The 14469-nt window shown below is 43.1% G+C and carries 12 protein-coding genes; 6 read left to right on the plus strand and 6 right to left on the minus strand.

Annotated features, from left to right (window positions below):
- The first annotated feature begins 49 nt into the window (after positions 1-49).
- On the plus strand, positions 50-1543 hold the full coding sequence (locus CHRO_RS05840) for a hypothetical protein (protein WP_015153260.1): 1494 nt from the start codon (positions 50-52) through the stop codon (positions 1541-1543).
- Here CHRO_RS05840 and CHRO_RS30285 read toward each other — a convergent pair.
- Positions 1445-2194, minus strand: a complete 750-nt coding sequence (locus CHRO_RS30285; protein WP_015153261.1) for a hypothetical protein — start codon at positions 2192-2194, stop codon at positions 1445-1447. The two genes, CHRO_RS05840 and CHRO_RS30285, sit on opposite strands and share 99 nt — an antisense overlap.
- 394 nt (positions 2195-2588) lie before the next feature.
- Here CHRO_RS30285 and CHRO_RS05850 point away from each other — a divergent pair, with 394 nt between their 5' ends.
- Positions 2589-3827, plus strand: coding sequence for a glycoside hydrolase family 10-like protein (locus CHRO_RS05850; protein ID WP_015153262.1), 1239 nt, complete (start codon positions 2589-2591; stop codon positions 3825-3827).
- An 80-nt stretch (positions 3828-3907) separates the two neighbouring features.
- Here the strand turns inward: CHRO_RS05850 and CHRO_RS05855 are convergent, their stop codons facing one another.
- The gene (locus tag CHRO_RS05855; protein ID WP_015153263.1) at positions 3908-4375 is read right to left on the minus strand and encodes a nucleoside 2-deoxyribosyltransferase; all 468 of its coding nucleotides are present in this window, start codon (positions 4373-4375) and stop codon (positions 3908-3910) included.
- Positions 4376-4493: 118 nt separating this feature from the next.
- On the minus strand, positions 4494-5213 hold the full coding sequence (locus CHRO_RS05860; RefSeq protein WP_015153264.1) for a 2-phosphosulfolactate phosphatase: 720 nt from the start codon (positions 5211-5213) through the stop codon (positions 4494-4496).
- Between the two features lie 141 nt (positions 5214-5354).
- Here CHRO_RS05860 and CHRO_RS05865 point away from each other — a divergent pair, with 141 nt between their 5' ends.
- From CHRO_RS05865 to CHRO_RS05880, 4 genes are all read left to right on the plus strand, one after another.
- Complete coding sequence (locus tag CHRO_RS05865; RefSeq protein WP_015153265.1) at positions 5355-6374, plus strand: aldo/keto reductase; 1020 nt, start codon at positions 5355-5357, stop codon at positions 6372-6374.
- A gap of 99 nt (positions 6375-6473) precedes the next feature.
- Entirely contained in the window at positions 6474-6863 is a 390-nt protein-coding gene (locus CHRO_RS05870) for a nuclear transport factor 2 family protein (RefSeq protein WP_015153266.1), read from the plus strand.
- Between the two features lie 552 nt (positions 6864-7415).
- Positions 7416-8705 carry a hypothetical protein gene (locus CHRO_RS05875; protein ID WP_015153267.1) on the plus strand — a complete coding sequence of 430 codons (1290 nt, stop codon included), beginning with the start codon at positions 7416-7418 and terminating at the stop codon, positions 8703-8705.
- A gap of 185 nt (positions 8706-8890) precedes the next feature.
- Complete coding sequence (locus tag CHRO_RS05880; RefSeq protein WP_015153268.1) at positions 8891-11107, plus strand: GumC family protein; 2217 nt, start codon at positions 8891-8893, stop codon at positions 11105-11107.
- A gap of 32 nt (positions 11108-11139) precedes the next feature.
- On the opposite strand, the gene CHRO_RS05885 is transcribed toward CHRO_RS05880, so the two are convergent.
- From CHRO_RS05885 to CHRO_RS05895, 3 genes are all read right to left on the minus strand, one after another.
- Positions 11140-12285, minus strand: a complete 1146-nt coding sequence (locus tag CHRO_RS05885) for a DegT/DnrJ/EryC1/StrS family aminotransferase (RefSeq protein WP_015153269.1) — start codon at positions 12283-12285, stop codon at positions 11140-11142.
- Between the two features lie 309 nt (positions 12286-12594).
- The gene (locus CHRO_RS05890; protein WP_015153270.1) at positions 12595-13356 is read right to left on the minus strand and encodes a class I SAM-dependent methyltransferase; all 762 of its coding nucleotides are present in this window, start codon (positions 13354-13356) and stop codon (positions 12595-12597) included.
- A 25-nt stretch (positions 13357-13381) separates the two neighbouring features.
- Positions 13382-14461 (minus strand): GNAT family N-acetyltransferase, encoded by a 1080-nt coding sequence (locus CHRO_RS05895; protein WP_015153271.1) that lies wholly within the window; start codon positions 14459-14461, stop codon positions 13382-13384.
- Positions 14462-14469 lie beyond the last annotated feature (8 nt).

A 14469-nucleotide genomic window follows, 5' to 3' on the forward strand; every position in this document is an offset into this window, starting at 1 on the left:
CCTCTGCTTCCTGATCGTGCGCTCCCTGATAACTGATAAGGAAAATCCTATGACGGCAACAGCTATATCAAACTTACCTGTTTTAGCAGCATCGAGGTCGGGGTTGCCAAATATTTGCGGCTGGGAGGCGGAAATTAAATCGGTAACGAACCACAACGAACCTATATTTCTACCTACCACCAATTTACGTTTAGAAAATCTTACTGCTGGGTTTGCTTGCGCCCTGCACATGCACCAACCGACAATTCCCGCAGCTGGTAATGGCGAACTCATCAGCAATCTGCAATATATGTTTGAACATCCCCACGATGGGGATAACCACAACGCCGGAGTCTTTGCCTGGTGCTACGGACGCATGGGAGAGTTTATTCCGCAGTTAATTGCTGAAGGTTGCAATCCTCGAATTATGTTGGACTATTCAGGTAATTTGTTGTGGGGATTGCAGCAAATGGGGCGAGAAGATATCCTGAACAATCTCAAACGGATAACTTGCAATCGCCAATACCAACCTTATGTAGAATGGCTGGGAACGATGTGGAGTCATGCTGTCGTTCCTTCTACGCCAATTCCCGATCTCAAGCTGCACATTCAAGCTTGGCAGCATTATTTTGCGGCGGTTTTTGGCTATGATGCTTTGCGGCGCGTCAAGGGTTTTTCTCCTCCTGAGATGCACTTACCCAACCACCCAGATACTTTGTTTGAATACATCAAAGCTTTGAAAGAATGCGGTTATCGCTGGTTGATGGTACAAGAACATTCAGTGGAACGTTTGGATGGTACGGGGTTGCACCACGACCAAAAATATCTTCCTAACCGTTTAGTAGCGCGTAATTCTGTGGGTGAAACGATTAGTATTACAGCACTAATTAAAACTCAAGGCTCGGATACGAAATTAGTTGCCCAAATGCAGCCTTATTTTGAAGCTAAAGGGCGAGGGAAGCAACAAATCGGTAACGTAACTGTACCCTCTCTCGTAACCCAAATTGCTGATGGAGAAAATGGCGGCGTGATGATGAATGAATATCCCCGCGATTTATTTCGTGTGTATCATGAAATTCGCGATGCTGGCAATAATGACGCGGGCATCGTAGCACTAAATGGCACGGAATATTTAGAATTGATTGAGGCTGCTGGCGCTAATCCCGATGATTATCCAGCTTGTCAAGCGGCAAATCAACACAAAATTTGGCAGCAAGTCGATCCAGATAATGCGAATCCAGAAGCAGTAGAAAATGCGATCGCCCAATTAAAAGCAACTGACCATCAATTTCACATGGATGGTGCGTCTTGGACGAACGATCTCAGCTGGGTAAAAGGCTACGAAAATGTTTTAGCACCGATGAATCAACTCAGTGCAGCATTTCATGCTAAATATGACTCATTAGTACAGCAAGATCCGACGGTAACTCAGCGTCCTGACTACCTTGAAGCCTTGTTGTATAACTTATTGTTGGAAACTAGTTGTTTCCGCTATTGGGGACAGGGAATGTGGACTGACTTTGCCCGCGAACTGTATCGACGGGGAGAAATCGCAGTTCGTTAATCTACCAGTTAAACAAGCTCGTTCAAGAGTCACACCAGTTGAACTGCTAATTTTAGCAGATGCTCCTGGTTGTTGCTTTCGGCTAGGGAAAATTTCCAGAGTACGATGGGGTATGGTCACGGCAATACCCAAAGCTGCGATCGCTAAAACAGAAACCCCTGTTAGCAACCGCACTTGATGGCGTAACTGGCGATTTTCGCGATCGAGAGTTGCTACCCGATTTAAATCGCGCTCTAGATAACGGGGTTCGTTCTGAGACACGGGACGCGGTTCATTCTCTACTAAAGGTTCGGGTCGATCTTCAGCCAGCGCCACTGCAACTCGCTGAGGTTGAAAAGTAATCTTAATCAGTAACCAATTAACAATCAATTGCGGGCAGTTTCGTCTAAACCAATACCACGCTATGTTTCTAAATACTGGTTTGGATATCCGCGCTACTGATTTTGTCATCCGATTCAGCGGACGAAATTGGATCTTTTGATTGATCAGATTAACTGCACCCGCATCATAGAGACAATCGATGATTAATTTAATAGTTGCTTCTTGATCGTTAGATAAATTTTGCAGCAGTAGCAAAACATCGTGCATCCGTTCTGCTTCCATCTGCTTTTCCAGCATCCGCTCCGCGTCTTTTTTTGTAACCCCTGTCATAGGTGCGAGAATAAATATAGCTGTAGTAACATATCCACTATGATAATCTGGACACTACTGTCCTCAGAACGATCGCGGACACATCTTGAGGAAGAAATACGTTGACTCGGATGCTTTACCTTGGCAGAACTTCAAGTTGAATTTACAGCTAATATCAAATCAAAACTAAAATATGTTTGCTGAAATACTAAGGGCAGAACTTAGTTAAATTGCGGTTGTCGCGCTTATTTTATCACAATTTGCTAGCAAAAAACGCCTCTTTTTAGATGAATTTTCACGCAATCTTAATAGTTCTCAGTATGACAACGGATGGTGAGTTGGATGCTGATAAATGATGGTGGAGACAAGAACTACTACCAAAAGTGAAATTTGGCATAGCTGGCGATTCTAGCTTATGAAATTATATTTGAAATCATACGTAATCCTTAGAGAGTGGTGGCGATCGCTGAAGTATTTCGCCTTACTTTTAGGTACATTGTTAGCCCTAACAATACCGAATAGTATTTCACCTCCGGCGATCGCCCAGCAGCCTTTTGAGGAAATTCGCGGCGTGTGGATGACGAATAACGATACGAGTACCCTCATCGACCGTGACAAAATGCAAGCTGCTGTCAGCCAACTAGCGCGGCTGCACTTCAACACCATCTATCCTGTCGTCTGGAATTCTGGATACGCCCAGTACGATAGCAACATAGCACGACAAGCAGGAATTCAAACCTTCGTGCGCAAAGGCTTGCAAGGACAAGATCCTTTAGCCGATCTCGCCGCTACAGCCCATCGCCAAGGTTTACTCGTCGTCCCCTGGTTTGAGTTTGGTTTCATGACTCCTCCTACTTCAGAACTAGCACTACAACACCCTAACTGGTTAACTCAAAAACGGGATGGGAGCAAAACTTCGATTGATGTTGCAGGTGAGGTCGTATGGCTCAACCCTTTCCATCCAGAAGTCCAGCAATTCATCACCGCACTAGTACGGGAGGTTATGACTAAGTACGATGTCGATGGGATTCAGTTTGACGACCACATGAGTTTACCGCGCGAGTTTGGCTATGACAAATATACGGTGGCTCTGTACAAGAAGGAAACCAAGCACAGTCCAGCCCATCCTGGCGATACAGCGTGGATGCGGTGGCGGGCTGACAAAATTACGGCATTCATGACTCAACTCAATCAAACAGTTAAGCAAAGCAAGCCCAAAGCAATTTTTGCCGTCGCCCCCAACTACTACGACTTTGCTTATAAATTTCACCTGCAAGACTGGCTAACATGGGTGCGCAAAGGGATTGTTGACGAACTGATCGTGCAAGTCTACCGTCCCGAACTGCAAAGTTTTCTCCAACAACTTGCCCGCCCCGAAATTCAAGAGGTACAACAAAAGATTCCCACTGGTATCGGTATTCTTACGGGTTTGAGAAACGATCCAGTGCCAATGCAACGAATTCAAGCACAAGTGAGGGCTACACGCGATCGCGGTTTGGGAGTAGCTTTCTTCTTTTACCAAAGTCTATGGGACTACGCCCCAGAACCAAGCGAACAGCGACAGTCTTACTTTCAGGCATTGTTCCGTTCTCCCGCTTCCCGTTTTGCATCTGCACGGGCTGCTGTCGTTGAAGAACCGATATTTCAACCGTGAAACTAGGATAAAAGGTATCACGATCCGTAGGGGCGCACAGCTGTGCGTCCCTACAAATTTTTATGTGCTACAGAGATCGTCTACATTCCTGTTAACCATTTGTACAATGCTTTATCGTGAGACTGGATTTCGTCTACAGAAGTATAGTAATAATTTTCCCAGCCAATTTCCGGTAAGCCAGCAAAAAGCATGAGATTTAAGGGATACCGTTCGTTATCGCTACAGCGCCGGAAGTCGTCTCGGAATAAGAAAATTGCTTTATTCAGGGCGATCGCCATTCCCAACTCTACCATGACTCCTTCATCTGGTGGCGTGCCGTTGACAACCGCAAAAATGCCATCGCAGTTTTTCACATCCTGCAAATCTGCCTGCGCCACGCGATACGCCCAATCAGCTTGAGAAAAATCGATTTGATTGTTACGGGCAAACGGTTCCCAAACTTCTATGCCCAACGCCTCCAAAGCCCGAACGATGGGAGGTAAAAGTAGCGTCTTTTGCTGCTGCGAAAATCCATAGGGACTAGCTAGATAGATAATTTTGCGCTTCATAGCGATTTTCAATTGGGTAAAACAGACAATCTGTAGGGGCGCACAGCTGTGCGCCCCTACAAATGTTACGCACGCAATTGAGAATTGCTATCACGTCTGCCTCTACTCGCGATCTATGTCAAATATGCCGAATATAAGCGCGATCGCGGCATATTGGAATACATTCACTCACATTTAGAGCTGTCGCCAGTTCGAGATCGCCACTGAATCCTCTAGAAATTAACTCTTTTCCCGAACTACATTGGCTCAAGGCTGATGCGATATCGGTGCGAAACATTTGAAATGTTACCATAGCTGCTTTTGCTTCTGGAGAGGGTTTGCCCTGTAAATAGCTGAGAATCGCGCCAGCACCGATCGCGTCTTCTAAGCTGGGGCGCAGACTCCCATCTTCCCACCTTTCCCCAGCTGGAATCACGGCAATTTGCGTACCGCAGCTTTGAGCAAACTCAGCGATCGCCTGACAGTTACGCAAACAACCAGATACAGTTAGTGTGTTTCCTGTCTGCAAGCTCAGAGTTGCACCATTAGGTGAAGGTAAGACCAATCTCGTCCCCGCAGGAATCCGATCTAGGGATGAGGGAGAAAGAGAATATCCAGCGCTAGGGGTACGCCGACGACTTGCTAAAGTTGCATTGACAGACTGAGCATAGGCGATCGCTGTATCATCTTGCCAGCGATAAGGAAATATTATCGCTCCTCGATTCGTAGCAATTTCTACGCAAGTAGAGAAAGATAAAACATCCACAATCACAACTACATCGCTAATAGGAGCCAGTTGCATCACACCACCGATTCCCCATTCACAGCGCAGATCGAACTCCGATTGGTTGAAAATCATCTGACAGTTATCAGTAGAGAGTGACTAGTGACTAGTGGCTAGTGAATAGACAAGATTCTAGCCGCTAGTCACCAGCCACCAGCCACTCACCAATTACCAAACTCCTGCTACCTTGTGAAATAGGACAGTAAGTGTAGCAAAATGCAATTACCAGAATCTAGTCGGTGGCAATTTACCCCAGATTTGAATATCTGCCGCGTACTCAATGGCATGTGGCAAGTATCGGGGGCGCATGGAGCGATCCAGCCAAAACAAGCGATCGCCACTATGTTTGATTATATAGATGCTGGTTTCACTACTTGGGACTTAGCAGACCACTACGGACCGGCTGAAGACTTCATCGGTGAGTTTCGCCGTCAAGCGATCGCTACGCGGGGTAAAGAGGCGCTTTCTAACCTACAAGCATTTACCAAATGGGTTCCCAGACCAGCAAAGATGACGCGGCGAGTCGTCGAGCAAAATATCGATCGCTCCCTAGCTCGAATGAGAGTAGAGACGCTAGACTTGCTACAATTCCACTGGTGGGAATACAGAGATAAAAACTACATAGATGCATTAACTTATCTAGCAGAACTCCAGCAAGAAGGGAAAATCAAGCACTTAGCACTCACAAATTTTGACACGGAACGGTTGAAAATCATCTCAGAAGCAGGCATTAAGATCGTTTCTAACCAGGTGCAGTTCTCGCTGGTCGATCGCCGCCCTCTAATGAAGATGATTCCGTTTTGTCAAGAGCATAATATTCAACTTTTAGCTTACGGTACGCTTTGCGGCGGATTGCTGTCAGAAAAATATTTAGAACAAGCAGAACCGCGAGGTACGGCGTTAAACACAGCTTCCCTGCGAAAATATAAAAACATGGTAGATGCATGGGGTGGTTGGAATCTGTTCCAAGAGCTTTTAGCTGTTTTAAAACAAATAGCAGCTAAGCACGATGTCAGCATTGCTAATGTTGCAGTCCGTTACGTTCTCGATCGCCCGACAGTCGCAGGGGCGATCGTTGGCACGCGGTTAGGGATATCGGAACACGTCGCAGATAATGCTAAGGTGTTTGCACTTACTTTAGATGCAGACGATACGGGTCAAATCGAAGCTGTATTGGCACGATCGCGAGATCTGTTACGGTTAATCGGCGATTGCGGCGACGAGTACCGACGTTAATTAGGGAGTGGGGAGTTGTAGGGGCGGGTTCACCGATAGACTTCCTGACTAACAGAAATTTTAGATAAGCCCGCCCGTACAGGAGTAGAGGAGTAAAGAATGACAGACGTAGAAGCTGAGGTTTTGGCAGTCAATGAAAATTTTTACCGTGCTTTTGAGAAGAAAAATCTAGAAGCTATGAGTCAAGTTTGGTCGCAGGGAACTGCCAGCCTTTGCATTCATCCTGGGCGGAACGCCTTGCGCGGTTGGAAGCAAATTCGCGACTCTTGGGAAGTCATTTTCAAAAATACCAAATATTTAGAAATTGAAATCGAAATTATTAATACAGAAGTTCGCGATACGACTGCTTATATCGTGTTATTTGAGCGCGTGCTACAAGCTAGTAGTAACAAAACCATCAAGGCTGAATCAATCGCTACAAATATCTTCGAGAAGATGGCTGGCAAGTGGTATTTAATACACCATCATGGTAGTCCTTTGGTAAGATAGAGTTGAAGGTATTTATCCCAGCATTTAGCAAACGAATGAAACATGTTTTTCAGTGTGAAATGCAATAATTCATACCAAGTTTAATAGGTAACTATCAGCAGAATTCCTGATTTGCGAGCATGAGATCGAATATTGCGATCGCGGCGATCGCTCAATAAATATTTCAATGGTGCAATTTCTAGCGGTAAATAATAGTTTCCTGATATAGTAAATTTTTTATAAAGATTTAGGTTAACTGGAATTCAAGTCTGGACGCAGAGTTATTGTTGGATTAAATTGTCTATATACCTCAAATGGAAAGTAGTTTGAGAAACGAAATACCTGGGGAAGATTAGATCGAGTGAAAAAAATCGATCGTCAAATAGGTGTTTCGTTTCTTTTAGTTATCGATCCAAATTAATAGTGACCGATCGCTAGCCATTTGCAATAAGTGGCGCGCGGTGAGAACTCGGAATTCGGAATTCATCGCGACTTGCGACTTGCTAATTGCTCCTCATCCCGAAATAGAACTCTATACTGAGAGAAGGTAGGAATGGCAATCGAGGGTAGTGTATGATTCCAAATCCCGCGATCGTGCAAGCTGTGGAACAATTGGGATATCGCGTCACGGTGGGAGACGTAGCAGCTCAGATCGGGTTAGATGTCGGTCAAGCTCAACAGGGATTACTTGCTCTAGCAAGTGATGTCGGCGGACACATGCAGGTAGCTAACTCAGGTGAAATCGCCTACCAGTTTCCGCAGAATTTGCGGGGAGTTTTACGCAACAAATACTGGCGGTTGCGCTTGCAAGAATGGTGGCAAAAAATTTGGAAAGTCCTATTTTACCTGATTCGGATTTCGTTTGGCATTGTTTTGCTTGTCTCAATCGTGCTAGTCTTCCTCACGATCGCAATTATTATTACAGCGACAAATCGGGATGGAGACGATCGCGGCGATCGCGGCGGTGGTGGGTTCTACATGCCTTACTTTTGGATTGGTCCAGATTGGTTTTGGGTATTCTATCCAGATTACGACACCCGCTATCGACAGCGGAGACGGGAAACCAGCAATTTGAATTTTTTAGAAGCGATATTCTCGTTTCTCTTTGGTGATGGTAATCCCAATATCGATCTAGAAGATAAACGCTTCTCGCTGATTGCCGCTACAATTCGTAACAATCGAGGTGTAGTAACGGCAGAACAAATTGCTCCCTATCTTGACGACTTAGGCGAGGGATATGCCCAGGAGTACGAAGATTATATGCTGCCCGTGCTGACCAGATTCAACGGTCAACCACTTGTTAGTCCAGAAGGGCATCTCGTTTACCATTTTCCAGAGTTGCAAGTTAGTGCGACTCAGCAACAATCTAGACGTGTACCAGCATTTTTGCAAGAGTTACCCTATCGTTTCAGTGCAGCTAGCTCTGGGCAAATTATGCTCGGTATTGGCTTGGGCGCGTTGAATTTTGTTGGGTTGCTAGTATTGGGGAATTTACTCGCAGATGGGTTAGCAGCAGCTCAGCTCGGTGGACTGGTTGCCTTCGTGCAGGGAGTTTATGGGTTGCTGCTTGCATACGGCGTAGGTTTTTTGCTTCTACCTCTGGTAAGATATTTTTGGGTGCAGAGGCGCAATCGTAAAATCAGCGATCGGAATCAGAGACGGCAAGCAAGAGCAAATCTGCTAGCTAGCTCCGATTTAGTCTTACAGCAAAAAATTGCTTATGCAAGTCAGTTTGCTGCTCGATCTACGATTACTAAAGACGATGTAGTCTACTCGACTGATAGCGATTTATTAGAACAAGAAAGCCAAAATCCGGCGCAAATCGATGCTGATTGGCAACGTCGTTTATCTGGCTCTCCCTAGCTCCGATTTCATGCAATCTATAGCTATCGATTTATGAATAAACATTGTTTCGCGATAAAATTTTGTCGTAAAATAATAATCGATGTAGAAGAATTGAGGAGAAGGTGTTTACAACAACATTATTCAAGGTAGTATTGAATACGATATCTATTTGTTAAATTTTGTCATAAAGTTATAGCGCGCTCATGTCACTTCCTGAGTCCACAGAATCTAGTGTCAAATTACAGCAATATTGGCTGTTACTCAAACGACATTACTTACCACTATCAATCGTGTTTGGAGTAGTTGTCGCACTGACAGGTATAAGCTTAGCTTTGCAAAAGCCAATATATGAAGCAGAAGGAAAGTTACTATTTAGAAAAAATAGCCCTAGTTCTTCGTATTTACCTGAAGTGGGTAAGGGTATAGGTGAATTGCAGCCATTACAAGAGCAAAATAATCCTGTAGATACAGAAGCGGAAATTATACGTTCTCTGCCTATTATTAAAAAAACGATTACGCGGTTGGAGTTGAAGGATGAATCGGGTAAAACTCTTAAACCCGAACAATTTCTTAAAAAACTAGACGTGACAGACGTGAAAAAAACGGACGTGTTGCAAATTACTTATAGGGATGCAGATCCAAACAAAGCTGCAACAGTAGTCAATACTTTAATGGGTATTTATTTAGAAAATAACTTACTTGCTAATCGCTCTGAAGCCGTTTCTGCGAGAGAGTTTGTGCAAAAACAGTTGCCCAGGGCGGAAACAAGTTTGCGTCAAAGCGAGTCAGAGTTACGTCAATTTCAAGAGCAGAATAAAGTTGTCGATCTAAATGAAGAAAAAAGAGCGGCAGTAGCAATTATTGCCGATATGCAACGCCAAGCTGCGAATGCTAATGCTGGTTTGGCAGATGCAAAAGCTCAATCTGAACTGCTGAAACAGCAATTAGGAGAAACTTTAAATAGCGCCGGAGCGGTAACTAGTGTAAGTCAATTTCCAGCCGTTCAAGGTATTTTGAAAGAGATCCAACAAATAGAATCGCAGCTAGCGGTGGAACAGAGCCGCTTTCAGGCAGATTTTCCTAATGTCGTCTCCCTCAAGCAAAAGAAAGCAAGTTTAGAGCAGTTACTCAAACAACGCTTAAAACAAGTGGTAGGAGAACAAAAACTTCTTAGAGGAAATAGCTTACAAAATAGTGAATTCGATCAAAAACTGACAGAAGAGTTTGTGAGGGCAGAAGCAAGACGTTTGGGTTTATCTAGCCAAATAGCAGCAATCTCAAACGTTCAATCTTCTTATAGAGAAAGACTCGATCGGTTACCTCAGTTAGAACAATTGCAGCGGGCGTTAGAACGAAAAATTCAAACAGCTCAATCTACCTATTTATTACTACAGCAAAAATTACAAGAAATTCGGATTGCGGAAAATCAGAATATAGGTAATGCTCGCGTCATTTCAGCAGCCATACCACCAGAAGAAGCGGTTGCTCCCCGCAAAATGTTATATCTGGTGACAGGAATTATGCTGGGTGGAATATTAGCGGCTGCTACTGGTTTAATATTAGAAAAACTAGATAAATCGCTCAGAAGCGTTGAGGAAGCTAGAAAAATATTTGGCTATACCTTACTGGGGATAATTCCAGCCTTGAAAAAATCTGAGAACATTTTCTTGCGCGATCGCTCCCTAGAAAGAGCTACACCAGAAATTTTAGTGCAAGAGTCACCGCGATCGCCTTTCAGCCAAGCATATCGAATGCTGCAAGCTAATTTGAAATTTCTGAATTCTGATAAACAGCTCAAAGCAATTGTCGTTACGAGTTCCGTTCCTAAAGAAGGAAAATCAACAGTTGCGGCAAATTTAGCTGTCACTATCGCTCAAATGGGGCGTAAGGTATTGTTAGTTGATGCAGATATGTATCGTCCCTTGCAGCATGAAATCTGGGAATTACCAAATCACTTGGGTTTAAGTAATATCATTGTGGGTCAGACCGAACCAAAAACAGCGATCAAAAAGATTACGGCTAATCTTCACATCCTAACTTCTGGAGTGATTCCACCGAATCCAATGGCATTACTGGATTCTCAAAGGATGGCATCTCTAGTTACTGTTTTTTCAGCCAATTACGACTACACAATTATTGATACTCCTGCTTTAAATGCGGCTGCTGATGCAGCAATTTTGGGTAAAATGACCGATGGAGTTTTATTAGTTGTTCGACCTGGGGTGGTAGATACTGCTGCTGCTATCCGTGCTAAAGAATTTCTAGAAAAGTCAGGGCAACATGTCCTCGGTCAGGTAGTGAATGGATTTAATCCCGATAGCGAACAATACTACTATTATCGTTCTAGCCAGTCGGAAGAAGATGATAATGTAGCATTAGCGGAAAGTCATTCTCCTCTGAGCATTAGCAAAAAGAGATGAGGTTTTTCTGGTTCGATTGAATTGGTAACCACTCAGTTCATTTCGATCCCAACAGAGCAAATTTTAGCGATCGCCCCTACGACTCGCTCTAAATCCTCGTTGGTTAAATTAGAGCCAGAGGGAAGGCACAGACCGCAAGCAAACAGCTCTTCCGCTACCTCACCTCCAACTGTCTCGTATTGGGCAAAAGCAGGTTGGAGGTGAAGTGGTTTCCAAACTGGGCGAGTCTCAATGTGCTGCTGAGCGAGGATTTTACGGACTTGTTCTCTATCTGCACCGAAAATATGAGGATTGATTGTCATGCAGCTCAACCAGCGCGTGGCGCGACCGTAACTCGCTTCTGGCATAAATGAGATTCCTGGCAATTCGCCCAAAGCTTGCCGATAAACTTCAAAGTTACGCCTTCTAGCTTGTACCCGTTGCTCCAGGACTTGCAATTGACCTCGACCAATTCCCGCCAATACATTGCTCAGCCGATAGTTGTAACCGATTTCTGAGTGTTGGTAGTGGGGCGCTGGATCGCGTGCTTGAGTGGAGAGAAATCTGGCTTTGATGACAATTTCTGGCTCGTTGGAAACCAACATTCCACCTCCAGATGTCGTAATGATTTTATTACCGTTAAAAGAAAAAATGCCAATTTTACCGAAACTTCCGGGCGATCGCCCCTTGTAAGTTGCTCCTAGAGATTCAGCTGCATCTTCAATCAACGCTACTTCGTAGCGGTTGCAGGCTGCTAAAATCGGGTCAATGTCAGCACTTTGACCGTATAGGTGAACGACAACTACGGCTTTAGGTAATTTACCTAACCGCGCCCGTTTGTCCAAGGCTGCTTGTAACAATTCGGGGTTCATATTCCACGAAGTGCGATCGCTGTCAATGAAGACAGGTTTTGCACCTAAATAGACGATGGGGTTGGCTGAAGCCGCAAAAGTGAGTGTCGAGCAAAATACCTCATCTCCAGACTCCACTCCAACTAACTGCAAGGCTAGGTGTAAAGCCGCCGTGCCAGATACTACAGCAGCAGCATGATTGACACCAATTACATGACAAAATTCTTGTTCAAAAGCTTCTAAATGGGGACCAACGGGAGCAATCCAATTCGTATCAAATGCTTCTTTGACATACTCAATCTCTTCCCCGCTCATATGAGGAATAGAAAGCAGGATCGGTTTAATCATTTTAATAGTAATATTACTATTTGTTGCAAAAAATATTATTCCATTTTAACAATAAAGTTATTTTATCGCTATACTTAACTTCTCGTATTATTTGTTGTGTTAGTATTGATATGTATAATTTAAACCGATTTAAATGTAAGCTTTTTTACACGGCTAAGAGCTTGGACTTTTTTCTCAGATAGTCATATTTATTCGTTGCCAATAGAGAATTTTAGTCACGCTAAATCTTGAACTTGCATTTGAAAAAGCAGTTACATTTGACTGATTTATGTCTTAGCTTCAACGATTAAGTTCAAACAAATATAAACTTTATTTTGTACAAACGAAATATAAACCACCTGCTAAAGGTTGTCTTGCTAATTCTTCTACGCTTGTACACATACTATCTCCTTCAATTTGGGCAGAAGAACCAACAGCAGTGACTTCAAAACCAACAGTTTTCAATAGTCGTTCTACTTCTTGTGGTCTATACCAATACACGTAAGGTTCGCGATCTAGTAAAGCAGAAAGATTCCACTTTCCTCCTAATTTAAGCCAAGGCAGATACTGAAGAGAAAGACTTTTAGCCTGCAAGCTACGCAAAATACGTAAATAGACTAAATACGGTTTGTAGATTAAAGTCTGCGCTCTCACTTCAAAGCAAAGAAATGAAAATAGTGCTGTACCACCTGGTTTTAGAATACGATATGCCTCTTCAAAAGCTTTTAGCTTTGCTTGGTCTCCATCTATAGAGCTGATGATTTGTTGGAGATATAAGATCTGAGCAAAGCTATCATCGACATAACTTAGTTTGGTGGCATCTTCTACTTCAAAAGTAATTTCGCTTGAAGGATCTTTTTGCTTTGCTTGCTCAATAAATTCAGGTACATAATCGTAACCTATGAGAGAAGTAAAGCCCATCCTTCTCATCTCTAGTAAAATTCTACCTCCTGCTGTCCCTGCTTCTACTGTCTTTAAATGTTTATCTAAGTAGTTATCAATTAAATACTTTTCTTCAAATTTTAGACCTTTTCCATATGCCCAAGTATTAAATTCTTCAGTAGATTGATAAATTTTCTTATTGTCGAGCATAAATAAATTTCTCCTTTCGATTTTTTTAAATTTGAGAGGAACGATACGCTGGAAAGAAACTTGTCTTAAGTAGTTGTTCGGATTCAACATTCAGTTTCTTCGCTTGTAGCTCTACTAAATATTGATACTTATCTGCATCTGCGATCGAACGCAATGTCAAAAAATTATGCTTCAGTTTAGAAAAACCCGCTTTAAAGTGGTGTAAGCTATCTTTGGTACCTCCAACACCACCCCCTAGTTGAAAAATTTTGTTACCCCGTTCCTTAGCCCAGAACCGCACGCGATCGAATAAGAGTTTGCTGGGAGATTGTTTGAGGAAATCGGTTTTAGTCCCTCCTAAATGGTATTGCACTATCCCACAAATTTCTGTGAAGATGCCAGCACAAACAATTTGGTTATCGAATTCTACAATACCAAGGTGAATGTTTTCATGTAGATTAGCTAGCTCGGTAAAATAATCATAGCCAAAATAATACATTGGCTTCGCAGTTACGCGATTCATTGTTTCTTCATAGATAGAAATAAAGTCTTTTATGTAATCTTCGTACCTTACTATCTTAGCGGTAAATCCAGCACGTCTACAGCGATTGATATGAGTGCGATGTTCAGAACGAGTTTGCTGCCAAATTTCTGCTTCAGAAAGCATGAGATTTATAGATACAGTCTCTCCAGTTATTTGACAAATTTGAGGAGGTAAGATTTGTTCAAAGCCGTAATTGAGTATGGGGTGTAGGCGAAAGAACGCCGAACAGATGTTTTTCGATCGCAATACCTTCGCCAAATAAGATACGGCTAAATTTAAAAATTCTCCTTGTCCAAATGCTGCATCACTCAGCAAAATTCCAGGATAACCGTAGGGAGAGATTGCATCAAATATTTCTTCATGGTGTGGAGCGTTTTGATATAAGTCCTGACAGCTACGTATTAAGTAAGGAATAAGAAATATTTTGTCCTCTTGAGTAATTAAAATTGCTTCTGGAATAGTTTGAGTTCTAATTGCCTCAAGCTTGAGATATTCTGGTAAATGATAAATATCATGCCTGAGTTTTTGTAATGTCTGAGACCATAATGGGTCATGTGGTTTGATAACCTGAAGATCGAGCATGAGTCTTT

It is taken from the genome of Chroococcidiopsis thermalis PCC 7203 (assembly GCF_000317125.1).
Classification (GTDB): domain Bacteria; phylum Cyanobacteriota; class Cyanobacteriia; order Cyanobacteriales; family Chroococcidiopsidaceae; genus Chroococcidiopsis; species Chroococcidiopsis thermalis.